Annotated in this window: 17 protein-coding genes; 12 read left to right on the plus strand and 5 right to left on the minus strand. The window is 48.2% G+C overall.

What is annotated here, in order from left to right; all coding sequences use genetic code 11:
- Positions 1-1,312 precede the first annotated feature (1,312 nt).
- The 4 genes from QNM19_RS12275 (at position 1,313) to QNM19_RS12290 (ending at position 5,400) form a co-directional block, all read left to right on the plus strand.
- Entirely contained in the window at positions 1,313-2,395 is a 1,083-nt protein-coding gene (locus QNM19_RS12275; RefSeq protein ID WP_049863600.1) for a dsDNA nuclease domain-containing protein, read from the plus strand.
- 54 nt (positions 2,396-2,449) lie between these two features.
- Positions 2,450-4,153: a hypothetical protein gene (locus QNM19_RS12280; protein ID WP_284026750.1), complete on the plus strand. Its 1,704-nt coding sequence runs from the start codon at positions 2,450-2,452 to the stop codon at positions 4,151-4,153.
- A gap of 131 nt (positions 4,154-4,284) precedes the next feature.
- Complete coding sequence (locus QNM19_RS12285) at positions 4,285-4,659, plus strand: hypothetical protein (RefSeq protein WP_049863597.1); 375 nt, start codon at positions 4,285-4,287, stop codon at positions 4,657-4,659.
- Positions 4,660-4,998: 339 nt separating this feature from the next.
- Positions 4,999-5,400 carry a DUF6746 family protein gene (locus QNM19_RS12290; RefSeq protein ID WP_049863596.1) on the plus strand — a complete coding sequence of 134 codons (402 nt, stop codon included), beginning with the start codon at positions 4,999-5,001 and terminating at the stop codon, positions 5,398-5,400.
- Between the two features lie 182 nt (positions 5,401-5,582).
- On the opposite strand, the gene QNM19_RS12295 is transcribed toward QNM19_RS12290, so the two are convergent.
- A complete protein-coding gene (locus QNM19_RS12295) occupies positions 5,583-9,524 on the minus strand; it encodes an ATP-binding protein (RefSeq protein WP_284026809.1) in 3,942 nt (1,313 codons plus the stop codon).
- 319 nt (positions 9,525-9,843) lie between these two features.
- On the opposite strand from QNM19_RS12295, the gene QNM19_RS12300 reads away from it, so the two are divergent.
- Positions 9,844-11,421, plus strand: coding sequence for a hypothetical protein (locus QNM19_RS12300; RefSeq protein WP_049863594.1), 1,578 nt, complete (start codon positions 9,844-9,846; stop codon positions 11,419-11,421).
- Positions 11,422-11,538: 117 nt separating this feature from the next.
- Positions 11,539-11,967 carry a BLUF domain-containing protein gene (locus QNM19_RS12305; RefSeq protein ID WP_049863593.1) on the plus strand — a complete coding sequence of 143 codons (429 nt, stop codon included), beginning with the start codon at positions 11,539-11,541 and terminating at the stop codon, positions 11,965-11,967.
- Between the two features lie 72 nt (positions 11,968-12,039).
- Here QNM19_RS12305 and QNM19_RS12310 read toward each other — a convergent pair whose 3' ends face one another.
- From QNM19_RS12310 to QNM19_RS12320, 3 genes are all read right to left on the minus strand, one after another.
- On the minus strand, positions 12,040-13,284 hold the full coding sequence (locus QNM19_RS12310; RefSeq protein ID WP_284026751.1) for a uracil-xanthine permease family protein: 1,245 nt from the start codon (positions 13,282-13,284) through the stop codon (positions 12,040-12,042).
- A 10-nt stretch (positions 13,285-13,294) separates the two neighbouring features.
- Positions 13,295-13,924: a uracil phosphoribosyltransferase gene (gene upp / locus QNM19_RS12315; RefSeq protein ID WP_010383109.1), complete on the minus strand. Its 630-nt coding sequence runs from the start codon at positions 13,922-13,924 to the stop codon at positions 13,295-13,297.
- Positions 13,925-14,057: 133 nt separating this feature from the next.
- Positions 14,058-14,954: a hypothetical protein gene (locus QNM19_RS12320; RefSeq protein WP_284026752.1), complete on the minus strand. Its 897-nt coding sequence runs from the start codon at positions 14,952-14,954 to the stop codon at positions 14,058-14,060.
- A 106-nt stretch (positions 14,955-15,060) separates the two neighbouring features.
- On the opposite strand from QNM19_RS12320, the gene QNM19_RS12325 reads away from it, so the two are divergent.
- The 5 genes from QNM19_RS12325 (at position 15,061) to QNM19_RS12345 (ending at position 22,291) form a co-directional block, all read left to right on the plus strand.
- Positions 15,061-15,453, plus strand: a complete 393-nt coding sequence (locus QNM19_RS12325) for a hypothetical protein (protein WP_284026753.1) — start codon at positions 15,061-15,063, stop codon at positions 15,451-15,453.
- A 154-nt stretch (positions 15,454-15,607) separates the two neighbouring features.
- Complete coding sequence (locus QNM19_RS12330) at positions 15,608-16,096, plus strand: DUF411 domain-containing protein (protein ID WP_049865021.1); 489 nt, start codon at positions 15,608-15,610, stop codon at positions 16,094-16,096.
- A complete protein-coding gene (locus tag QNM19_RS12335; RefSeq protein WP_049865020.1) occupies positions 16,096-17,430 on the plus strand; it encodes a TolC family protein in 1,335 nt (444 codons plus the stop codon). Before QNM19_RS12330 ends, QNM19_RS12335 begins: the two co-directional genes overlap by 1 nt.
- Positions 17,423-19,126, plus strand: coding sequence for an efflux RND transporter periplasmic adaptor subunit (locus tag QNM19_RS12340; RefSeq protein WP_049865019.1), 1,704 nt, complete (start codon positions 17,423-17,425; stop codon positions 19,124-19,126). Before QNM19_RS12335 ends, QNM19_RS12340 begins: the two co-directional genes overlap by 8 nt.
- Before the next feature lie 15 nt (positions 19,127-19,141).
- Entirely contained in the window at positions 19,142-22,291 is a 3,150-nt protein-coding gene (locus QNM19_RS12345) for an efflux RND transporter permease subunit (protein WP_284026754.1), read from the plus strand.
- Between the two features lie 5 nt (positions 22,292-22,296).
- On the opposite strand, the gene QNM19_RS12350 is transcribed toward QNM19_RS12345, so the two are convergent.
- Positions 22,297-23,409, minus strand: a complete 1,113-nt coding sequence (locus QNM19_RS12350) for a TRAP transporter substrate-binding protein (RefSeq protein WP_197094309.1) — start codon at positions 23,407-23,409, stop codon at positions 22,297-22,299.
- Positions 23,410-23,659: 250 nt separating this feature from the next.
- Between QNM19_RS12350 and QNM19_RS12355 the strand changes: the two genes are divergently transcribed.
- The gene (locus QNM19_RS12355; RefSeq protein ID WP_049865017.1) at positions 23,660-25,471 is read left to right on the plus strand and encodes a sensor histidine kinase; all 1,812 of its coding nucleotides are present in this window, start codon (positions 23,660-23,662) and stop codon (positions 25,469-25,471) included.
- The last annotated feature ends 8 nt before the right edge of the window (positions 25,472-25,479 follow it).

A 25,479-nucleotide genomic window follows, 5' to 3' on the forward strand; every position in this document is an offset into this window, starting at 1 on the left:
ACTTATATGTTAAGTGGAGTCGGACTTGAGCCCCACGCCGGGCGTGGCGCTGATGTAAGTTAAGAGTCCGCTCACTGGTACCACTTTTTATAACCCAGCTTTTTAGCTGGTTTTTTTTATATCAGAACTTTGATGTTTAGCCGAGTGTGGTGTCGAACTTGAGCTCCACGCCGGGCGTGGCGCTGATGCAAGTTAAGAGTCCGTCCACTGGTACCACTTTTTATAACCCTGACCGAATAGGTCGGGGTTTTTTTATGTCTGAAACTTATATGTTAAGTGGAGTCGGACTTGAGCCCCACGCCGGGCGTGGCGCTGATGTAAGTTAAGAGTCCGCTCACTGGTACCACTTTTTATAACCCAGCTTTTTAGCTGGTTTTTTTTATATCAGAACTTTGATGTTTAGCCGAGTGTGGTGTCGAACTTGAACCCCACGCCGGGCGTGGCACTGATGCAAGTTAAGAGTCCGGCCACTGGACCCATTTTTTATAACCCTGACCGAATAGGTCGGGGTTTTTTTATGTCTGAAACTTATATGTTAAGTGGAGTCGGACTTGAGCCCCACGCCGGGCGTGGCACTGATGTAAGGTAAGAGTCCGCCCACTGGACCCACTTTTTATAACCCTGACCGATTAGGTCAGGGTTTTTTTATGCCTGAAATTCAAGGCAACATACTGAAGCTGTGTGGTGTCGGACTTGAGCTCCACGCCGGGCGTGGCGCTGATGTAAGTTAAGAGTCCGCTCAGTGGGCCCACTTTTTATAACTCAGCTTTTTAGCTGGGTTTTTTTATGCCTGAATTTCAATGTTTAGCCGAGTGTGGTGTCGGACTTGAGCCCCACGCCGGGCGTGGCACGATGGCAAGGTATTGATAATCGAAGGTAGTCAGAAGGTTGGTGTAGGTAGTGATGGTATCCTACGTAGGTTGTCCATCCGTGCCTATATGCAGGGTTGTTGTGGTTTAGATAATAGCAACGTAGAGCGTAATGAGTTAGCTGAATGGTTGACGGGTAGTGGCTGAATTACTTCGGCTAACGAGGTATGTGGCGCTGCCAGAGCCTTGTCAGTTGAAGGTGTAGTTCCAGTCACTGACAGGTTACGACATTCTGTAGCTTATTTCATTTCTATCGTAGTTAAGCCTGTTGTTAAGTTATTGACCTTGTTAAAGATATATTGGCTGAGTCATATGGAGGTGAGGGTAGTAAACTTTTATTGATACATTATGTGCTTGAAAAATAAATGTTTCCCTCCAGTGTAAATAGTTGGTAACATTATGTTTAATCATGTGTTTTACTAATTTTATGGATGGTGGTTTGGATGAGTGCCAATGATGCAGAGGAAAATGTCGTTGATAACCCTCTAGCGCAAGATGCCCAGAGGGAGAAGAGTGGTAGCGACACTCACAGGAAATATAATTACCAATACCATTGGGCTTTATGCCGAATTCTGGAGGCGCATGAGAATAATGATGAATATGCGTTATTCGTAGAGTGCCACGATGATGTAGTTATAACTGATTCTTTAAACTCTCTAACCGCAGAGTTTGAGTTTAATCAAGTAAAAGAGACATCCACAAAACATACAGCAAGTAGTTTATTCTATAAATCGGGAAAAAACTCAGTTTTAGCTAAGTTATTGCTGGATTCCTGCGGTAAATCTTTCTCAGATAGAATAAAAAATATCAACCTCGTGTCTACGGGTGGCTTTGATTTAAAAATAAAAGAGAAAGATCTAAAATTAGATGTGATTAAGTTAGGGTATCTTGCTGATACAGAGATAGAGCTTATCAAAGAAAAGTTATCTAAAGAGCTTCCGGGTATAGCACTTCCTGATAAATTAGCTTTCGTTTTACCTGACCTGCCAAATAAAAGTTTTCGAGATACAGTAAAAGGAAGAATTCTAAACTTGCTTGAAAAGCTATCTCCAGGTAGTCATAATGATACTGGATCTATATACAGGTTGTTGGTTGAAGATCTTGATCAAAAAGGCGAAGATACTTTTGATTACCTTGAGTGGGAACGAGCGTTAAAGCGAAAAGCGATAACCAGTACTCAAGTACAAGATATTATTGAGCGTAATATAAAACGCACGATAGATAGTGATTTAACATCTTCACTAAGTGACGTGTTAAAAGAATATGGTTTTAAATCCTTGAGAGTTCGAAGCATTAAGCATGCATTTCAGAGGTATTACAATAGACGGTTAGGCACAAGGAATACTCAACTAATAAAGCTTTCTAAGTTTATAGACGAATTTGAATTGTTACATCAAGATGAATTTGAAGAAGTATCAGAACTGGAAATGGCTATTCGTAGTGATTTACCAGAATATTTGAAGCAGGAATTCAATGATGAGAACGAGTTAATTGCCGCTGTACTTTATGAGTTATTAAGTGAGTGAAAATGAGTACGGAAAATTATAAATTATTGATAAGGAATTTGAGGAAGTCTACTAATGAAGAGCTTGATATTCAAAAAGCTAATGATTCTGTCAGAACAGGAACAAAAAGGGGTTCATCTAACATTCGACAGGATAAACGTAGTAATAGGGAGTGATAACAGCGTTGGCAAATCTACCTTAGTAAAAAACCTATTCTGGGCATTAGGATGTAACCCCTATTTTGACGATAATTGGAAAGGTACAGAAAGTAAGACTGTTATCGAGTTTTCAGTAAATGATAAGGTTTATCTTTGTGCTCGTGATACATCTAGAATTATGATTGGGGAAAAAGGTAAACAGCTTACCATATACACTAGCTTGACGGGTGATTATGCAGAACACTTCGCATCAATTGTTGGGTTTAATGCGTTATTACCAGCAAGAGAATCCAGCATTGCGACTATACCGCCAGCAGCATTCTATTTTTTACCATTTTATATAGACCAAAAAAGAGGTTGGATTGAAGCTTGGGACAGTTTTAATGACTTGAAGCAATATTCTCGTTGGACTGCTGACATAATACCTTACCACTGTGGCGCTTTTACTAAAGAGTACTTTCAATTTACGGATGAGATGTATGAAGTCGAAAGGGAAAAGGTAGATGTTAATAATGAAGTTACAAGGATTGATACTGCAATTAGTGTTGTGGACGAGTTTATTCCAAAAATAACTACCACTGTTGATAAGTCTGAACTTGATGAAATTAAAGTTGAGTTAGAAAAAGATTTGGCAGAACTTCACTCATTTCAAGAGGTTTTGTTTGAAGAGATAGCAGGCTTAAAAGCCAATAGAAAACATCAAGAAATTCAACTTAGAATCGCTGAAACTTCGTTAGAAGAGTCAGAATTAGACTATGAATATGCACTAGAACATGCTTCGGAAGTTGAGCTAGAGTGTCCCACATGTGGCACTATTTATGATAATACTTTAGTTGATCGCTTTTCTTTGTTACAAGATCAAGAGCAATCGAAACAGGTTTGTTTGAGAATTCAGCATGAAATTGAATCCATAGATTCTGAATTGTCCGAGAAGTTAACAGAGCTTGATGGTGTTAAAAATCGAATCGACGAGTTGAATAAAAAATATTACCGAGAAGAAAAAGAGACAAAGTTTGATCTTTCCACTATTTTAGATTCAGTTGCAGCTCATTCCGTACGTTATCGAGTTGAGTCTTCAAGACAAAAGAACATAGTTAAGCTTTCTGATCTGACGGAAAAGAAGAAAGGCCTTGGTAAGGACAGAACTAAAGCAGTGAAGGAGCGTAAAAAAGAGTCCTACGATAAGTTTCAAGAGATTTTCCCTTCCTTAGTAACCAAGCTTGGAGCACACGGAGTTCAAACTTCTCAAATAAAGTCACCAATGACACACAAGAAGGTTGCTGTAAGTGGTGGCGCAGCTGAGGGAACAAGAGCTTTGCTCGCTTATTACTTATCAATCTATAAGTTATCTTATTTATTCAGTGAAACGGCTTTAGCTCCTCTGGTTGTTGATACTCCTAAGCAACAAGAACAAGCGGGTATGCGATACGAAGTCATTGTTCAATCATTGCTTGAGAATATTCCAGAAGGTGCTCAAGTATTTTTATGTGGCATGGATGACCCTGCATTGGAGCCGATGACTTCTAAAGGTAAGACGTTTTATCTGGAAAATGAGCGCTCATTGCTGAGGGAAGAAGAGTTTAAAGTGGTTAAGCAGGCGATTGGAAGTTTATTTGAGTAGAGTATTGTTTGTTGTGATTCAGCAACCTCGATCGATTAGGTCGGCTTTTTATGCCTGAATTTTATATGTTAATATAATTTGACCGCCAATTAAAGTGGGTCTTTTGAAAATCAGGAAGAAGGAGTACAAAGATGGCATATGAATTAATGATTTGGAAAGATGAAGGTATTACACTTGAGGATTGGCTAGAAGCTGTTGATAAGTGCGAATTGACTAAGCCTGACACTGCGGGTATCGAGTTACGAAATCCAAGCAATGGTGAAAAAGTCTCTATACAAGGAGCGCACGGAGATGTCGCAGTAAAGTTTACGGAAAAAGGATTCCTAGGGCTCCTGAATAAAACGAGTTGGCATACTTCATTCTTTTTCAGACATTCGTATGGTGCTTTTGTATATACAGACAGTTTAGAGTTACCTGAAAACCCAGTTAGAATAGCTGCTGTTAAATTGGCTAAGTTACTTGACGCAAAAATTATCGGTGAAGAAGACGAAGAATATCACTGGTAACATCGCGCCAATTTGTGTCGGAAGATATAGTTTGCATAATAAATTGTAAATTTCTACTGCTTCAGGACGTCTTGCACTGATAGAGTAATGCGGTTTTAAGTTTGTGCTTGTATTGGAAGAAAGTGGACCGGATCAGGGTAAGTAGCAAGTGGTATCAATTGCAAACAGTATCATGCAGTTACGAATGGACGCAATTCAAGCTCTGAGGAAGTTCACTTTGTTGTATCTTAAGCCGATTATGGGCGGTTAAACAACTTCTATCATTTGACCGACTTTGTCAGTACGCCATACTTATAAACCATCTTTTTGACCCTTATATTTCAACAATAGAGAGATAAAATGAGAACTTTAATTGTATTACTAATGGCTGCTGTTCTTTCAACAACGGTACAAGCTAGTGATGAATCAGGCGAAAAATCTATTCAACACCTTAAAGTGGCAGACGTGACTTCCATCGAAGATGCAAGAAAGATTTTCATTGAAAAAACCTCAGAAATTAGAAGCAAACGAGATCTGGATGAGGCTGAACTACAGCAGATCCATGTGATCACGTATACGCTTGAGAAAAGCGTTGAATTTTTCACATTCAACCTCATCGGCGACAACAAAAAGCTCGCAGATGATCTTGCGGTTGTGGTTGAAAACATCCACCTTAATTCAGAAAGAAACCGTAAAGAGCAGACCAAAAAGCACCTTAATCAGTATTTTGTGTTAGCAGACAGACTGATTGCGAGTTTTTAATTTAACACGCTGAGCACGCCTTTCTATACTGACGTGGCCGGGTGGACCTGGCCTCGTTGTCCTCCTCATAGCTCCACAACGTATATTCATTGCAAGCGCAAATTAAGCCAGGCCTTCGGATTGGGCCAATAGCAGTATTTGGCGTAAATTCTATTTCAAGTCGATGATTAGCCCGTTTTGAGTTAAATCTGTGGGTTCGTCAACTGCTCCTTTGCATACTGTTTAGCGGTTAAGCCAAACTGCTTTTTAAAACAAGCACTGAAATAGGAAGGTGAATTAAAGCCACATTGTTCTGCTGTTTGTGTCACATTGATGCCGTTGCGTAATAGTACCAGTGCGCGGTATAAGCGATATTGGCGCATGTACTCATTGGCTCCAATAGAAGTGACGGACGTAAGCTTGCGATGCAACTGGCGTTCACTCAGCGCCATTTCCTTCGCTAACTGAGCCACCGAAAGTGCGGGATCACCATAATGTTTCGACAGCACCGACTCAAGTTTATCGACAAAGACCGAAGTAGCAGGGTTGTCTGCAAACTGATCTTTGGGCGTCAGTGACGCAAGTGAATGCGCAAGATGAGGAGATTTAATACTTTGGTTATGCTGATGAAGCTGTTGTCTGAGCTTTGTCTGGGTTGCCTCGATGAGCGCAAAGGTGTTGCTGATCTTGAGTTTGAAAGCGCTCAGGTTGAATGGTTTGGTCAGGTAGTCATCGGCCTGCAGGTTCAGGCCTTTCATGTATTTCTCTTCACTCAGGTTTGCTGTAATTAGCATCAGGGGGATGTGTGCAGTGAGTGGATCGCGCTTAAGCTGTTGTGTCAGTTCGAGGCCGTCCATTATTGGCATCATCACGTCAGATATCACCATATCTGGCAGTTCGGCACGCGCCAGAGTCAGCCCGGCTTTACCGTTGTTTGCTGTGAGCAACTGATAGTCGGGCGTCAGTATGTCGTGCAAAAATGCCAGCATATCAGGGGTGTCATCAATCAACAGAATACTCGGTGTTTTCCCCTGGTGTTCCTGCCGAGCCGTTGCTGTTGCTGTCGCATTGTTTGAATTCACTGTCTGCTGCGTCAATGGCAGTGATACGGTAAAGCAAGTGCCCTTGTCAGGGAAGGATGTGAGCTGGATCTGGCCGTTGAGCTGAGTCACAATTTCTTTGACCCGACTCAAGCCAAGGCCCTGACCTGAAGCAAATTGATGTCCAGTCTCGGTGCGAAACTCAGCGTCGAATATGCGTTCGTGCTGCTCGGGATCAATGCCAACTCCCTGATCCGATATGCTCAGTGTGGCATGCTGAGCAATGCTATCGGTTGTCAGGGCAACAGAAATTTCGCCGCCCTCATAACTGTACTTAATTGCATTGCTAAGCAGATTACTAATGAGCTGCGGCAGCTGATCTGGTTGTGCGTTGACCATGACTCCGGCATCAAGGAGAGTGTGACAGACGATGGACTTGTCATTCATCAGCGGCCCGAACACATCTATTTGTTCATTTAATACGGCGGCCAGGTCATGCGTACCCCACGTATTGGATAAGGGTGCTATGGCCTCGTTGTTCGATGAGAGCTGCATCAAATGCTCAATCAATACCTTTAACCGTTTGGTGTTACTTATCACCAGGTTGGCCATTTGGTTTCGCTGTGTTTCACAACGGCTATTGCGCAGCTGCTCTGCGGGTCCCTGGATCAGGGTAACGGGCGTCATTAGCTCATGAGATAGCGTTTTGAGCAGGGCAGTACGTTGCTTTTGGGCTGCCTCAAGCTGACTGTTCTGTTCTTGCATTATCTGTGTATGGCTGCGTATGGTTGCCTTAAGTTGTTGCTGTCTGTGCTCCAGCGTTCTTATCCTGAACCGATAGGCTAAATACAACACCGCCATGGCTAACAAGATATAGCTCGTTTTGGCAAACGTGGTGGCATACCAGGGCGTGCGCACGGTAAAGTGTATTTTTGAAATTTGCTCAGACCAGTTGCCCTGATTATCTGTGGCCTTAAGCGTCAGTGTGTAATCGCCCCACGGGAGACGCGGGATCATCAGGGTATGTTCATTACCCAACTCAACCCAGGTATCTGCGACGCCGGATAATTGATAGCGAAACTGCTGCTTGGTGCTATTGAACAGGTCACCATTGGCCAGACGAAAGCGCAGGCTGGCATGTTGCGGGTCGATTTCAGGCAAAGACTGAATGTTGTAATAGTGCTGCTGTTTGCCACTGGGGGCGGTAATGGCCAGTTCACTGATCTGCGGATGCGCATTGAACTGACCCAGGTTGTCTGGCGTCAGTCGTGTCACCCCTTCAGTGGAGGCAAACCAAATATGCGTTTCTGACCGGGTTGCTACGTTTTCAAGATATCCACGTCTGAATAGCCCGTCTCCATAGTTATAGAATGCCATGGCTGTGTTATCCGCTTGCCAATGCCATATCCCTTGTCCTGTGGCGATCCAAACCGAATTTCTGTGGTCAAATGTCAGACTGGTCGTATTCAGTCGAACCAGTGGCTCGGGTAAATCAAGCCAGCTTTGCCTGGCAGGGTCATAGCAACGCAAACCCCGATCGGTTTGCACCCATACTTTGCCATCCGGCGCAGGTGTGACAGTGTATGCAGCGATGAATGGCTGGTTGCCGGGACTGGGAATGATTGCAAACTGCGCCCGTTCAGGTGAGTAAGTTTGCAGCCCAGCGGAGGTTGCCAGCCAAAGCGTATTCTGGGTTTTCGCCAGGTGATGAACCTGGTTACTGAGCAATTGACTGTTGTCACTGGTGAGGTGCGTGATGGCGTGCGTTTTTAGATTAAAACGACTGAGGCCGTCAAAGCTGTGAGCCAGCCAGAGAGTGTCGTCTGTGGTGGAGAGCAGGGTATTGATTGCTGCCGGAATTTGGTAGTCAGCGAGTTTGTATCGTGCTTTTACCTGCGTTGTATCCGGCTCGACCAGGATCAGCTCGTGATACATGGCTGCCCACAGGCTACCATTAGTTGCTTGTGCTAATGCCTGTGCTGAGTGACTCTCTGATGATATGCAACGTTCAAACTCGCCATCAGTGGTATACCGGCATAAGCCTGAAAGCTGATCTGCGACCCATAGGTGCTCACCTACCCGGGCAAGTTGATTTACTTCATACTTGCCTGTCTCGCTGGGATGGGTAAAGCGCACATTACTCACTGCACTGTGATTGCCGGACTCTACAATGACTCCTTCACTGTAAGTACCATACATGCGCAGGCTGTTATCTCTGTACAGAGATAACAATGGAGGGTAGGAGTGTGTGGTTGTCACCGTTCCCGCTGTCAGAGAAAGGAGTCCGGTATTGAGTGAAGCTGCGCGGATTTCATTATTCTCTTTATATAAGTCAAATACATAGCCGACAGTGTCAAATTCATTGGGGTCCTGATAAATGAGCTGAACAGTATCCGTATCGACATCATATACACCCAGCCCGAGCCCATGCATGGCAATCCAGATCTGGCCGTCATCCAGTGTCCAAAGTTTATCTGCCATTGCCGGTTGTGCGGCATCCAATGAGACGGGACGTGTGTTGCTGCTGGCAGGGTCGAAGACAAACAAGCCACGTGTAGTCGCGAGCAGTAGCAGATTGTTTGGCGTGTGTGTTATCGACAGGATTTTGAAATTAACGAGGGCACCGTCAAGGCGTGTTAAGACGGGCTTCAGTGTCTCTGCGCGCTGCCCGGTTGAGGGAGAGTGTGGATTTGGCTCTAATACATAAAGACCATCAGCAGCACCGACCCAGAGTGTTTGGTTTGCTGCTTTGAATAGGCTGTAGATATTCAGTGGTGCTGATCGGCCAGGTACCGTGATGGGCTGAAAGGCTTCTGAGTGTGGCCGGAGCACTTCCAGGCCTTGCTTGCCGGCGCTCCAAAGTTGTTGATACTCGTCGAACAGAATGTCTCTTACCCAAAGTGACTGGCTGAGCCCGGGAGTGTGGTAACGAGAGAAGGCCTGAATATGCGCGCCATCATAGCGTGCCAGTCCTTTATCTGTGGCAAACCAGGCGAAGCCTCGGTGATCCCGAGCTATGTCAAAGACCCGGTTACTGGGCAAGCCATCGGCGACAGTCAATGTCCTGTGGGTGCTGGCAACTGTGGCAAAGCTCAATTGCAGCATCAAAATTAAAGCGACCTTCATCAGGCGTAAAAAAAGGGAGTGTGAACTAGGCTCCATGGGCTCCAAGGTATTGTTAATGTTAGTTTTATTTTTATTTTGCGAAGTTTTTGTTGCATTCAAGTTGGCGTATCATAGCCTGTGAGCAAGCAAAAAAAAACCGCATATTGCGCTAAAATGGCCGATCTTTTTAGAAATTTGTCTAATTTCGGATATTGGGTTTGACTCTGTACAAGGTACACTCTGGGCCATATTAAGTCTTAAGCAGATACTAAAAGTGGTTTTGTGTATTTGTGGCAGGCAGTACAGAGGAAACAAGACTATGAACAACAATCAAATCGGTCAGCTCAGTGCACTGGCTATCTGTTTGGGTGCACTCGCAGGCTGTGGCGGTGGGTCGGATAACAACCTTAATCAAGCTGTAGCGGCTAATGCATCAGAAGACTCCGGACAAGTTAAGGCATCGGGCACGGTTAACACCGATGGGGCTCAACAAGGACAAGGAAGCGGATCGGGGAACGAGACAGAGAACGATAACAATAACAATAACTCAGTAGATGATGAGCAGACGAAGTACAGTCAGCGTGGACGCGTGATCGATGGATATGTATCCGGAGCAACGGTCTGGCTGGACCTGAATAACAATGGTCAGCACGATAGCGATGAGCCCAGTGCCCAGTCGTTGGACAAGGGAAGTTATATACTTGAACTTACCGAATCTCAAAGACAGTGTAGTGTGTATGTACCAACTTACGTAGATGTGCCTGTGGGTGCCATTGACGAAGATTTAGGTGAAGTCACAGAGGCTTATCAGCTCGTATTGCCACCGTCTTTGACGGCCATTGACGATGACCGGATGGCTGCGCATGTGACACCCTTAACCACGGTGCTATGGCAATCATTGAGTGAATCCGACACATTCAAAGGAAAAAGCTGTGCCGAACTTCAGCAAAACCCCGGCACGTTGAGTGAACTACTGAGTATTCTACGCCAGACAACGAATGAAGTGGTTGCTCATTATAATATCTCCGAGCAACAGTTGTTCAGTGATTACATTGCTAATCAGGACGAGCAGGTAAAGCAGCTTGCTGAGCGCATTGTTTTTGGCCTGAAGGCCAGTCTGAAAAAACGCCTCGCATTGGCTGAGCAGTATCCTGAAGCGCTTGAAATCCGTGTGGTGCACTACCAGAAAAAGACTGAGTCAGAGCTACGTTGGTATCGGGATATCGCAGTGTTTGGTAAGGATGACCGCACTTTTTTCAGTGAAACGGCACAAATGGATGATGCCCTGGAAAATGTCGTGTTTGTTGAGTACCTTCGTAACACCACCTATCAGCCTTGGGGCAACCTGGGTCAGTACAGCGAGGAAGTCGACTTGGTCAAAGAAAATGCCGGTGATATAGGCCGCTGTGTATATAGAGAGGGGATTGCAGTGACACTGGATGGGATCACCTATACGTTATCAAACACTTTAGATCGCACGCCAGAGAGTGAGTCGCAAAGTTGTGACTGGCTGCAAGATTTTAGTGCGCGAGATGCGCGTTTGCTTTCCATCACCTATGGCAGTGAGTTAGTTAATAAGTATACGCAGCTGGAACAGCGTGATGGCATGCTTGGTGCGCTGAGAGAGTGGCACTCTTTGGCTGATAAACACACGGTACTGGATCCAGCTGAGCTGGCAAATTACTTCGATCAGAGTGGTTATGAGTTAGAGCGGACGCTAAATTTGCCTGCGTTTAGCTGGTATAAGCGCTCAACAGATGACAGTGGTGATAATCGGGTGGAGGTTGAGCGTTTTGCTGATCACGAGTGGCGCAAGACGTCGTATAACTCGGATGGCACATACACCAGACTCTGTAGTGAGGATGGGGCGTCCTGGCAGTCGTGTCCGGCTAACTAGCGTTTACATTATTGATACATACAAGGTGTTCAGGCCAGCTCTTTTGTTCCATTGATTTGTTTTGCGCAATAACTGTGCTCGACTATGCTTATCTTCAGGGTGAACAAGGGGGTTTCCATGGCCTTGATAGAGCTTATTTATGTCAGCACTGTAACGACACCTTTGTCTGATGAGCAGTTGATTGAGTTAAATCGTTTTTGCAAATCGACTAATCAGCTCAATGGCATTTCCGGTATGTTACTTTATGATGGACATCACTTCATGCAAGTGATTGAAGGTGAAAGAGATCATGTTGAGCGTTTGTACAAGAATATTCAACAAGATCCAAGGCATACCGAAGTGGTCGCGTTGATCATTAATGACCTGCCAAAGCGTAATTTTTCGCGTTGGTCCATGGGGGTGATTGATCTCTCCAAACATCCGAGTTATCGCAAAGTAAAAACGACACGGCCACATCGACGTCTCCCGCTCAGTTATAAGCTGCTTAAGTCATTTCGCGATCATGAAATGGAGTTTGAAGAGCGAGTCAGAAAATCTTTTGGCTGATCTCTTAATCGGTGTTTCATAATAGCCAGAGCGACCGTGGGATGGTCGCTCTGTTGTCACACCAATTAAGCGTTATGCGGCTGGTTTTGGGTGAGGCAGCACTAAGTTAAGCACAATGCCAAGAATGGCGCAAAGGCTTACCCCTTGCAGGCTAAATTCCGTACTGCCCAGTTGCATTCCACCAATACCAAATACCAATATCAGTGCAATAATGCTGAGGTTGCGGGGGGTACTGAGGTCGGTTTCTGATTTCACTAAAGTGTTTAAACCGACGACCGCGATTGAGCCAAACAACAGGGTCATGATCCCACCCATCACAGGCGTTGGAATGGTTTGCAAGCCAGCGCCCATCTTACCGACAAATGCCAGCACGATAGCAATCACCGCTGTCCAGGTCATTACCTGAGGGTTGAAGTTACGGGTCAGCATAACGGCGCCGGTTACTTCTGAGTAGGTGGTATTGGGTGGGCCACCAAAAAAAGAAGCCGTTGAGGTAGCCAGGCCATCTCCCAGCAAAGTGCGGTGCAGGCCGGGTTTCTCGAGGTAATCTTTGCCTGTCACGTTACTGATCGCCATCATATCGCCGATATGTTCAATCGCCGGGGCAATGGCTACAGGCACCATAAACAGAATGGCCGGCCAGTAAAACTCTGGCCAGACAAAGGCAGGGACGGCCAGCCAGTTGGCATTGTGTACCGCATCAAATTGTACGATGCCAAATGCCAGAGATAAGCCATAACCTGTGATGATACCCGCCAGAATCGGGATCAGGCGGAAAATCCCTTTGGCTGTCACTGCCACGATTAAGGTGACTATCAGTGAGGACAATGAAATGATCAATGCCTGATCGTAGGCAACCAGCTGAGCACTGCCGTCACCGCTTTTACCCATGGCCATGTTCACCGCAACCGGCGCAAGGGCCAGTCCGATGACCATGATGACCGGGCCAACCACCACGGGGGGTAAGATCTTATGCAGAATATCGGCACCTTTAAAGCGTACCAGCAAGCTCAGCAGGATGTAGGCAAAGCCGGCTGCCATGAGCCCACCCATAGTGGCGGGGATCCCCCACACCTGCACGCTGGCAATGATTGGAGCGATAAAGGCAAAGGAAGAAGCCAGAAAGACCGGCACTTGTCCGCGGGTGACAAACTGAAACACCAAAGTACCGAGGCCTGCGGTAAACAGCGCGACATTAGGGTCCAGGCCGGTCAGCAGTGGCACCAGCACGAGTGCCCCAAAGGCAACAAAGAGCATCTGAGCACCGCTCAGTATGGTCTTGAGCGATGTCAGAGAATTAAGAGAGGTGTTGGACATTCAGGGCGTCCTACACAGTGCCAAAAATTTTGTCACCGGCGTCGCCCAGCCCAGGCACTATGTAACCTTTTTCATTTAGGTGACTGTCCAACGAGGCGGTGAAGATCTCGACATCAGGGTGCGCTGCCAGGGTTTTTTCCACCCCTTCAGGCGCGGCGACCAGCACAATGACTTTAATCTCTTTACAGCCCGCTTTCTTTAACATGTCGATTGTGGCAATCATTGAGCCACCGGTGGCCAGCATAGGATCAATCACCAGGCCCATGCGCTCTTCTATGTTACCAACTAGCTTTTCAAAGTAGGGCACAGGCTCGAGTGTTTCTTCGTTGCGTTGCAGCCCGACCACACTGACCTTAGCACTTGGGATCAACTGCATCACGCCTTCCATCATCCCCAGTCCTGCGCGCAGGATAGGCACGACGGTGATTTTCTTGCCCTTGATGTGCTGCACAGTCAGGTCATCACCTTGCCAGCCTTTGATGGTAATATCTTCCAATGGGATGTCTTTGGTTGCCTCATAGGTCAGCAAAGTGCCCACTTCCTGACATAACTCGCGAAAGCTCTTTGTGCTGATCCCGTGCTCGCGCATCAGACCAAGTTTATGCTGTACAAGTGGGTGTTTGATTACATGAATACTCATTGAAAAGATACTCCAAATAAAATTTAACGCTATTTTAGCTTAGCTATTCGAGAATTACCCTGAGATAACGCAAATAATTTATTCAATGAGTTAGGTGTAGTTTACAGCACTCAATCTTGGCGAGTTTAAAAGTTTAGTGTGCTGTCAGGGGCGGCTGTACGGCCTGATCCGCGGCGGGGAGTGCGAGGTGAATAATACGTCGTTCCGACAACCGGTGGCGTTGTTGTAAGTAACCAAAATGTTTGCGCATCAGACGGGTTTGCAAACCATTCCTCTGCGCACGTTCCAATGCACGAGTGAGAATGGAAATATGGGCTTTGTTTTGCGGGTGCAGATAAAAATGAAAATCCAGCGGGTAGCTGAGTACCAGATTAGGCTCGATGATCAAACCATCGCTCAGTGGGTAATCATCTATTTCATTGATGCCTCGTGAGAAGTAATCAAATCCCCGATTGCCGCCTGTGAGCATACGCACTATCGTGCCGTGGTCGCTGGCACTTTCGATGTAAGGCAGCTGATTGGCCTGCCAGATCTGCGTGTCATACCAGCCGGGCGCAAAGACCCCGACTAATTTACTGTCCCGAAAGGACTCCAGTGATTGCACGGCATCAAAGCGTGACTGGGTACGCTGATGGATCAATAGCAGCCTCTTGCCAATCAAGCTTTGTGTCAGTGGTACATTAATTTTGTGAAATGTGGCGTCGCGTTGCGGTGTTGCCAGCCGCATTATCATGGTGATTTGGCCACTGTTTAGCAATCTGGATTCACGTTTATACAAAGGGTTAGGGGTCATGGTGAGTGTCAGGTTATAGCCAAGGTCTGCCAGTGAGACATGCAGCAGTTCACTGATGTACTTTTGCAGCTTAACCTGGCGGACAGGGAGGGTGATATGAAGCTCCGGAGGCGTCGCGTCTTTGCTGATTTGCTGTGCCCTGACGGGCGAGAAGAGCTGCACAACGACAAGTAAAAAAAGAAGGCTTTGTACTATCCACACAAACTGACTACCCAACCACACAAACTGACTACCCAAAAACCACCGTCACAACCAGTATAGGCAATTTATCGCCATTATTATGCGTATGCTTTCCTTTTTTTGTTGTTTATGTGAGAATCTGACCCGTTACCCTGAGGGCCTTATGAATAAATTCACCGCAATATTACTGATGATACTCGCTTTGTTTGCCTTTGTTGTGCAAGGCATGGCGAATGCTGTGATGGCGTGTGAAGCACATATGCAGGGCCACGACATGCCAGGGACCATGATGACGCATCAGCATGCGTCAATGGACAATCACCTCATGTCGCACAGTGAGCCAAGCATGATGAGCCATTCGCAGCACGCAATGGACTGCTGTGACGAGGATACTGAGTGTGTATGCCTGACTCATGCCTGTGGTAGCGCTCAATTGTTACCCGTGGCTGAATTTTTTCTGGCAACAGACCTTAGCTATACGGCTGCTCTATGGCAGGAAAACCAACCCCCGGTTGCTGTCGCTCGATCTCTTTATCGCCCCCCCATTTTTGCCTGAACCAGGTGAAGTGCGTCTGAAATTCGGCATCTGAGCCTGTTTATCCAACTTCTTTTGATGATTTCACTGCATTTTGCAGTGTGATGTTTACATTGATTCTGACCCGGGCATGCCATATCGAGTTGCTGTGGGCCAGAAGGAGACGGAGGCAAGTGTGTCTTTTACTACCAATAAATATTTTCTATTTCTGAGTGCCTGTTTGTTTTGGTTGCTGAGCCTGAGTAGTTACGCTCAGAGCAGCCCGGAGCAGGCTTTAACTGTGTATAAAACGCCGACCTGTGGGTGTTGTAAAAAATGGCTGTCGCACCTGCTTGAGCAAGGTGTAAACGCACAAGGGCAGGAACTGGCATCGCTCAGTGCAATTAAGTCACGGTATGGGATAGCTGCGCGTTATCGTTCATGCCACACCGCTGTCAGTCACGATGGCTGGGTATTTGAAGGGCATGTCCCCGCCAGGTTTATTCAACAATTTTTAGCCAATCCCCAGAAAGACGCCATCGGTCTTGCTGTGCCAGCCATGCCGCTGGGATCGCCTGGCATGGAAGTGGACGGCCGCTTTATGCCGTATCAGGTTTTACTTTTGATGAAAGACGGCAGCCACCAGATCTATGCGCAGGTGAATGCTTATAAGGAGCAGTTTTGATGCAACCTCCTATTATCCGGATAGTCAGTTTGACACTGTTAAGCGCACTGACATTGAGTGTCACTGCCGTACAGGCGTCAGAACGACTGTCATTGCAAAAAGCAATTGAGCTGGCAACGAAACAAGACCCGATATTACAAAAGCAGCATTACCAGCAGCGCGCAACACAAGCGCAAAGCATTGCGGCCGGTACATTGCCGGATCCCAAAGTGGCTTTATCTATGATGAACCTGCCTGTAGATGGCTGGCAGCATGACCGTGAAGCAATGACGCAGCTCAAAGTGGGCGTGAGTCAGCAGTTTGGTCGGGGTGACGAGCTGGCACTGAAACGTCAGCAGCTGATGATTGCCAGTAGCGAATATGCCTTGCTGCGAGCCGACCGCACTGCGCAGATCCGCGCTCAGGTGAGTCAATTATGGCTCGATACGTACCTGGCAGAACGCACCATCGCTTTGATTGAGCAGGACAAAGCACTTTTTGAGCAACTGGTTGATGTAAGTAAGGCCAGCTATGCCAATGCCGTGGGGCGTACCCGTCAGCAGGATGTGATCCGCGCTCAGCTGGAGCTGGTGCAGCTGGATGACCGTCTCAATGTCGAATATCAAAAACGCGACGCCGCACGTGCTCAGCTGATGTCCTGGCTACAAAGCGGCCAGACACAAACGGCCTGGTCGGATACTCGGTTAGCTGAGGGGCTTCCATCACTTCAGGTTGCGGTTCCAACGTTGTTTGTACAAGGCAAACCGGATCCGCAGCGGTTGCTAAACCGGCTAACCAGTCACCCTGTGGTGCTGGCGCAGGACGTGCGTATTGAGGTCGCCGAAAAAGGTGTCGCCATTGCGCGTCAGCAATATAAACCGCAGTGGGGCGTGAACGCCAGTTATGGTCATCGTAGTGATATGCCCGATGGCAGCAGTCGGGCAGACTTTTTCTCCGTGGGAGTGAGCGTTGATGTGCCTTTATTTACTGCTAATCGTCAGGACCAATGGCTGAGTGCCTCACAGGCTGATCAGGAAGCGATCAAAACGGACAAGCTGTTGCTGCTCAGAGACTTGTCAGGTCAGGTTGAAAAAGAAGCAAGCCAGCTGAGGCGCCTGTCTGAGCGTCAGGTTTTGTATCGGGAGCAATTGTTACAGCAAACTTATGAACAGGCCGAAGCTGCACTGACTGCTTACACCAATGACAACGGCGACTTTGCTGAAGTGGTGCGCGCTCGGATCGCTCAGTTGAATGCCAGAGTAGCTGCAAAACAAATAGACGTAGATGCGCTTAAAGCCGTTGCTCGATTGAATTATTACCTCACGACTTACCAGCCAGGAGCTGCACATGAATAACACACTGAAACTATTGCTAGCTGGGTTATCAGGAGGCGCACTGAGCTATGTTGTGTTGACGACAGGTACAGCCCCGTCTGACACGCCGCAAGGCGAGGACAACAGCACGCAACCACTCTACTGGGTCGCACCGATGGACAGTAACTACCGTCGTGATAAGCCCGGTAAATCGCCGATGGGCATGGATTTGGTACCTGTCTATGCAGAGAGTGAGACGCAAGAGGTCGGGGCGGTCACTATTTCACCTGAAGTGGTGAATAACCTGGGGGTGAGAACGGCTATGGTGGAGACAGGCCCGCTGCACAGCATGATCTCGACAGTCGGTTACATACAATATGATGAAGATAAGCTGGTGCACATTCATCCGCGCGTAGATGGTTGGGTAGAAACCTTATACATCAAAGCGGCCGGAGAGCCGGTGGAGCAGGGACAGCCTCTGTACTCGCTGTATTCACCGCAGCTGGTAAATGCTCAGGAGGAGTTTCTGATCGCCCTGAAGCGCAATAATGCCGCACTGATCAAAGCAGCACGGGAGCGTTTAATGGCATTGCAATTGTCGGCTGATTTTATTCGCAGTTTAGAAGCGCAGCGTCAGGTGCGCCAGACCATTACTTTTTATGCCCGCCAGAGCGGCGTAGTCGCCGATCTGAAGATCCGTGAAGGTTTTTACGTCAATCCGGGCAATACCCTGATGAGCATTGCTCAGCTGGATCAGGTTTGGGTGGAAGCCGAAGTGTTCGAGCGGGATACTGCGCTGGTTGAGGCAGGCCAGCCGGTAGTCATGACACTGGATTATTTGCCCGGTAAGCGTTGGCAGGGCAGCGTAGACTATGTTTACCCGACGTTGAATGAAACGACCCGGACACTGCGAGTTCGGCTTAAGTTCGACAATGCTGCACGGGAGCTGAAACCCAATATGTTTGCTCAGGTGCAGATCCAGGCGGGCAGCAAAGCAGACACTATGCTGGTGCCGAGCGAAGCGGTGATCCGCACCGGTAAGCAGGACAGGGTGGTTGTTGCGCTGGGTGAGGGGCGTTTTAAGTCCGTCGCAGTGACCTTAGGCCGGGTCGGCCTGGAACAGACTGAGATCCTGGAGGGGCTGCAACAGGATGACCGGGTCGTTACATCGGCTCAGTTCCTGATTGATTCAGAGTCCAGTAAAAGCTCCGACTTTAAGCGTATGAATACTGATGCAAAACCGACTCAGGTCTGGATGGCCGGTACGGTGAATCACTATGAAGCGCAGTCAAACGTGATCAATATTACCCATGATGCCGTGCCCGAGTGGGAGTGGCCAGAAATGACCATGGACTTTCAGTTGGCCGATAAGCTCGATAGCAGTGCGCTTAAAACCGGACAGTCGCTACATTTTGAGGTCACCAAAACGGATGCCGGGTATGAAATCACGACCATTCATATAATGGCTGAACCGACCCTACCAACGGCGACTGTTGGGGGCCACATCAAGGCAATAGACATTGCGTCTCGCATCGCCACTATCCATCGCGGCGCGATTGATAAATGGGGGCGTGACCCCGCCACGATGGACTTTGTCATAGCCGAGGATATCGACTTGACTGCGTTTAACGTTGGTGATCAGGTCACCTTTACCTTTGAGGTGGGGGATGACTTTGTTGTAACCGAGATGCAGCACGGTGAGCAAGCCCCGGCTGTGTCTGATCATGCACACCATTAAGCCAGGAGGACAATCATGATAGCAGCAGTCATAACCTGGTCTTTGCACAATCGTGTGCTGGTCCTGCTGAGCACACTGATGCTGGTGGCTGGCGGTTTATTTGCCGTTAAGCAAACGCCGGTTGATGCCATTCCGGATCTGTCGGATGTGCAGGTGATCGTAAAAACCAGTTATCCGGGTCAATCGCCACAGGTGGTTCAGGATCAGGTGACTTTTCCGCTCACTACCGCCATGTTGTCGGTGCCCGGCGCAACCACAGTGCGGGGTTATTCCTTTTATGGTGACTCCTATGTGTATGTGATTTTTGATGACGACACCGATCTCTACTGGGCGCGCAGTCGGGTACTGGAATACCTTAGTCAGGCAGCCAACTTATTGCCATCAACTGCCAAGCCACAACTTGGGCCGGACGCGACTGGCGTAGGCTGGGTGTATATTTACGCCCTGACCGACCGCTCGGGTCAGCATGACATCAGTCAGCTGCGCAGCCTCCAGGACTGGTTTTTGAAATACGAGTTACAAACGGTGCCGGGGGTATCCGAAGTCGCGTCAGTGGGCGGCATGGTTAAGCAATATCAGGTACAGGTTGACCCGGATAAACTGCGTGCCTATGGGTTGCCTTTGAGCCATATTCAGCAGGCACTGCAACGGGGCAACCAGGAAACCGGAGCGTCTGTGATTGAGATGGCGGAAGCCGAATATATGGTCACGGCTACCGGATATATTCGCTCCGTGACGGATATTGCTCAGATCCCCCTAGGCCTCAATGCACAGGGGACCGCACTGACCATGGGAGATGTGGCACAGATCACGCTTGGCCCGCAAATGCGTCGGGGCATTGCTGAACTCAATGGCGAAGGCGAAGTAGTCGGTGGCGTCGTGGTGATGCGCTTTGGCGAAAATGCCCAGCAAACCATTGCTGGTGTAAAGACCCGATTGGCTGAGTTGCAAGCCTCTTTACCTGAGGGCGTTGAGGTCGTTACTGTGTATGACCGCAGTCAGCTGATTGAACGGGCAGTGGATAACTTATGGCAGAAACTGCTTGAAGAGTTGCTGGTCGTAGCCGTGATTTGTGTGGCCTTCCTGTTTCATTTGCGCTCTTCGCTGGTGGCCGTGATCACCTTGCCGCTGGGGATATTGGTGGCCTTTATCGTGATGTACTTTCAGGGTATCAACGCCAATATCATGTCGCTTGGCGGGATTGCCATTGCCATTGGTGCGATGACGGATGGCGCCATTGTGATGATAGAAAATCTCCATAAGCACATGGAAAAGACCCCGTTAACCGATGACAATCGCTGGCAAATAGTGGCAAAAGCGGCGACTGAAGTCGGGCCTGCCTTGTTTTTCAGTTTGTTGATTATCACAGTGTCGTTCTTGCCGGTGTTTATTCTTGAGGCGCAGGAGGGGCGCATGTTTGCACCTTTGGCGTATACCAAAACCTATGCCATGGCAGCTGCGGCCGGACTGGCTATTACTCTGGTGCCGGTGCTGATGGGTTATTTCATCCGGGGGAAAGTCACGCCTGAGCGCAAAAACCCGCTTAACCGCTTGCTGATTGCCGCGTACATGCCGTTGCTTCGTCAGGTTATGCGTTTTCCTAAAACCACTTTGTTCGCGGCAGTGGCGCTGACTGTGGCAGGGTTTTACCCGCTGAATAAAATCGGCAGCGAATTTATTCCGCCGCTGGATGAGGGCGACCTCATGTATATGCCAACCACGTACCCGGGGATTTCTATCGGCAAAGCGCGTGAGCTGTTACAGCAAACAGATAAACTCATTGCCACGGTTCCGGAAGTGGAGAATGTGTTTGGTAAAGTCGGGCGTGCTGAGTCGGCCACTGATCCGGCACCATTGACTATGATTGAGACCTTTATTCAGCTTAAGCCTCGCAGCGAATGGCGAGCGGGGATGACGACCGATAAGCTCAAAGCAGAGCTGGACCGCCTGGTAAAATTGCCTGGTGTCAGTAATGCCTGGGTGATGCCAATCAAAACCCGTATCGACATGCTGGCAACGGGGATCAAAACGCCGGTGGGGGTAAAGATTGCAGGTCCGGATCTGGCCGTGATTGAATCACTGGGCCAGCGCCTTGAAAGCATTCTTAAAACAGTACCTGGCACCGCTTCGGTGTATTCTGAGCGGGTTGCCGGTGGGCGCTATATCAAAGTGGATATTCGTCGTGAGCAGGCTAGCCGCTTTGGACTCAATATTGCCGATGTTCAGCAGGTTGTGGCCACGGCAATTGGCGGCATGAATGTCACACAAACTGTGGAAGGGCAGGAGCGATATCCGGTTAACCTGCGCTATCCACAGGATTACCGTAGCTCGCCTGAGCAGCTGGCTCGTTTGCCTATCGTGACGCCCACAGGCCAGCGGATCGCCCTTGGTGATGTCGCGGATGTGTACGTAGAAAGCGGTGCGCCGGGGATTAAAAGTGAAAATGCCAGGATCAATGGCTGGACCTTTATTGATATCGATGGGGTCGACCTGGGCAGTTATGTTGAACAGGCACGCAGTGTGGTCGCCGAGGAGCTGGATTTACCTGCCGGATATTCACTGAACTGGGCTGGCCAGTATGAGTATATGATCCGCGCACAGGAAAAGCTCAGCTATGTACTGCCGCTGACATTAGCGATCATCATGTTGCTCTTGTATCTCAATTTCCGTCGTTTTGGAGAGGTGGCGTTGATCCTGCTGACTTTACCCATGGCCACCATCGGGGGCTTGTGGTTAATGTATTTGCAAGGCTTTAACTTCTCCGTTGCCGTTGGTGTCGGCTTTATCGCATTGGCCGGCGTCGCGGTTGAAATAGGGGTGATCATGCTGGTATATCTGGAGCAAGCTTTTAAAGACTTACAAAGTGAGGCGCAATCACGCCAGGCGCCTGTTAGTGAGTCGCAGTATATCGACGCTTTGCTGCAAGGGGCTGCGCTGCGAGTTCGACCTGTGATGATGACCGTATCGACGATCATCATCGGCTTACTGCCTATCTTATATGGTACGGGCACGGGGTCTGAAATTATGAGCCGGATTGCCGCGCCTATGGTGGGTGGTATGCTGAGTGCGTTGGTGTTAGCACTATTGGTATTGCCTGTGTGCTATAGCCTGATGAAAAAGCCGGCGTTGCGACAGTTCAACGCGCACATGCAACAGCATAATTAACTGCATTAAGTTGGGAAAGTCAGGCCATTGTTGACCTGAGTGGCTGCCACAAAGGCATCAAAGGCGCTGAGTTTCCCTAATAATGTCACCTTAGTCGCGTGCCATTCTCTGCGTTGATAACCGCCTATTTCTTGCCAGCTGGCCATCTCATCGGCGCTTGGATAATAAATCGTGGCACCATTTCTGAGCAGGCCGCGCTGGCAGTATAGCGCAGCCTGACGGGCCATGGATAAGTGCTGCACAAAGGTTTTTTCTGCCCCTTCCCAAACGGCAATACGCAGCTTACGAGGCAAGGATTTAAGCCACCTTTGATTGATCACCGACACCCAGCCATCTTGTACTGAATTGATTAAAGAGACGGCCCCGATATGTTGATTCAGGCCATTGGGCCCGTTGTATAAGCCGGTAACCGAAGGGTCGAGGGCATCAAAGCGTTTGTTGGCAGCCAGCATCGCCGCTTTGTGCCAGGCGACCTGGACGGGGGTGGTACCGCACAGCTGATAAAATTGTCTCAGCACCTGGCTGACGGGCACGCGAAAAACCACATCAATGATATCACTGGGTGTTTTCAGCAGTTTGCCATGCTGACGGGTGGAGGTCAGTGTTCTGGCACCGGGTAAATGATACAGCAGGATCGCGACATCGCCCTGGGCGCGGATCTGCTCGGTGACCTGCTGCTGCCACAAATCGGAAGTGATTAGATTCAGGTAAGCCTGAGATTCAGCGGCCCAAAATGGAATGTTCAATATATCCAGCTTAGGCACTATGGGAGAGAGATTAGACACACTCAGCAGCGCCCCCTGGATCACGCCTCGCGAAACTTGTACCGCCAGGTCATGACCGACCCCCTGACTGCCATTATCGCGGATTTCGACACAAATCTTACCGTTAGAAAAGTCTTCAATGTTGTGTTTGAGTTGCTGATGCATATGAGGTGATGAGAGCCAAAGTTCGCTGTTATAGGGCGAAGCAAATATCAGTTTGTAGCGAGCGCCAGTACAGGTTTGGGGTTGTGCCATTACTGTTTGTGGCCACGCACTGACTACTGGCAGTAGTGCGGCGCTTTGGCGTATAAAGGTACGTCGACTTGGGGATGGTGGACTTTCGAGTTTACTCAAGTTGCTCATACCTTCACTTATGGTAACGACAGCCCAGACAACATCAGATTTGCACAAGACACAATGTTAAAAGTCTAGACGCTATTGCAACAAATAGAAAACCGGGCTGCAGGTGATAAGTTTGAGGCGTGTTTTAAGCGGGTACATATGAAACAGAAAAGGGGAATGGGGCAAAGTCCGTGGCTGGGCTCGCCGAACCCGCCGATGTTGTCTAAGCTTAGGAAGAACGGGGCAAGTCGGGAACTTATTTGTGCAGCTAAAACAGTCACTTTTGTTATTTAAAGTGGCCGCAGTTGGTGCGGCGGTGATCATTGCGACGGTGAGCTGGTTTCTTTATCGGGAGCTGGACCACAGTAAGCAGCTCAATGATCATCTGTTCAAATTACAAACCCAGATCCAGCGCTTGCTGGATCAGGAAGAGCGGTTTGTGATTGAAAGACAAAAAGCCTCACTGCTGTCCATTGATGATTATCGCTATGCGTATCGCGATAGTTTTAACGAGTTAGTTGCGTTGCTGGTCACCGATCATCAGCATCTTGAGCTGATGTTTAAACTGGATGAGCAGGTTAACCGCTTTGCTGAGTTGTATGAACAGTTGGCCTCCATGCAGGCATTATTGGGTTACGACAAAGACGATGGCGTTTATGGTGAGTTCCGCAGTAAAGCGCATGCCCTGCAGGCACTGGCCAAAGAAGCACAAGATCCGCAATTAGAAATTTTGCTGCTGGAGTTGCGGCGGCGGGAAAAAGACTTTTTGCTGAGGCTGGACAGAAGCTACCTTAATCAGCATGGTGATTTGATCCAGCAAGCCAAAAACCGCATCCGAGCGCAATTTCCGGCGCGTGCCGATGCCTATTTAATGACGCTCGAGCACTATCAGAATGGTTTTATTGTTTATACCAATGTGTTGCAAAAGCAGGGGCTGGACCACAACCAGGGAGTGCGTGGTGAGCTGGGTGAGTTGAAGTTGGCTATTCGGGGCCACTTTACCATAGTGGCCAAGCAACTCTTCAGCGCTTATCAGGAAGAGCAGCAACAGCTGATCCTGATTAGCTTATTATCGATCGTGTTAAGCAGTGGTTTTAGCTTGTTGCTGCTGTACTACCTCAATAGCCGGGTGTCCGAGCAGGTGATGGCGATCGGTCGGGTGCTGGTCAGAGTGGCGAAGCATGAAGACTTTTCTTTGCGGGTTAATCTGAACAGCGAAGACGAAATTGCCCAGATTGGTCACCACCTGGATGAGCTGCTGGACTTTATTGAGACACTGATGGCACGACTTAGTGCGGCTCAGCAGCGGCTGATTGAAGAGGCTAAAATGGCCAGCCTGAGTAACATGGTGAGTGGCTTTGCCCATGAGCTGAATACACCGCTGGGTATTGCCATTACCAGCCAGTCTCATCTCAAAGAGCAGGTTGAGAGCATGCGCCGTGACCTGGATAGTGGACAGCTGAAAAAGCACACCCTGACCAACCTCATTGGAGAGGCAGAATCGGCGTTGTTTTTGCTCGAAAATAACTTACACCGCACGGCATCCCTAATTGATGACTTCAAAAAAGTATCGGCTCAGCAGCACTACGATACGGAAATGGAGTTTGATCTGAAAACTCTGGTAGAAGGCGTGTTTGATTGCTATCGCAGTGATTTATCGGAGGATGAATATAAAATTGAGGTCGAGATACCGGATAATCTAATCCTCAGTAGTTACCCCAATGTGTTTAATCAGATTATCAGTTACAGTCTGAACAACAGTATTTTGCATGGTAAATATCCGGACAGACCGTTGACCATCATAGTCTCGGCTCACATAGTGAATGACTATGTGCATTTTTATTTTAAAGATGACGGGCAAGGCATAGACAAAGAACTGCTGCCTGTGATCTTTGAGCCCTTTGTGACGTCGAAACGACATTCGGGTGGGACCGGACTGGGTCTCAGTATTATTTATAACCTGGTGACGCAAAAGCTGGGTGGGGAGATTAAAATACAAAGCCCCGCACATGGCGGGGCTTGTTTACACATCATTCTGGCGAACACACAATTTAAGCTGGTGTCGCCAGAGTAACGGGTCAT

It is taken from the genome of Pseudoalteromonas ardens, from assembly GCF_030125445.1.
Taxonomy (GTDB): Bacteria; Pseudomonadota; Gammaproteobacteria; order Enterobacterales; family Alteromonadaceae; genus Pseudoalteromonas; species Pseudoalteromonas ardens.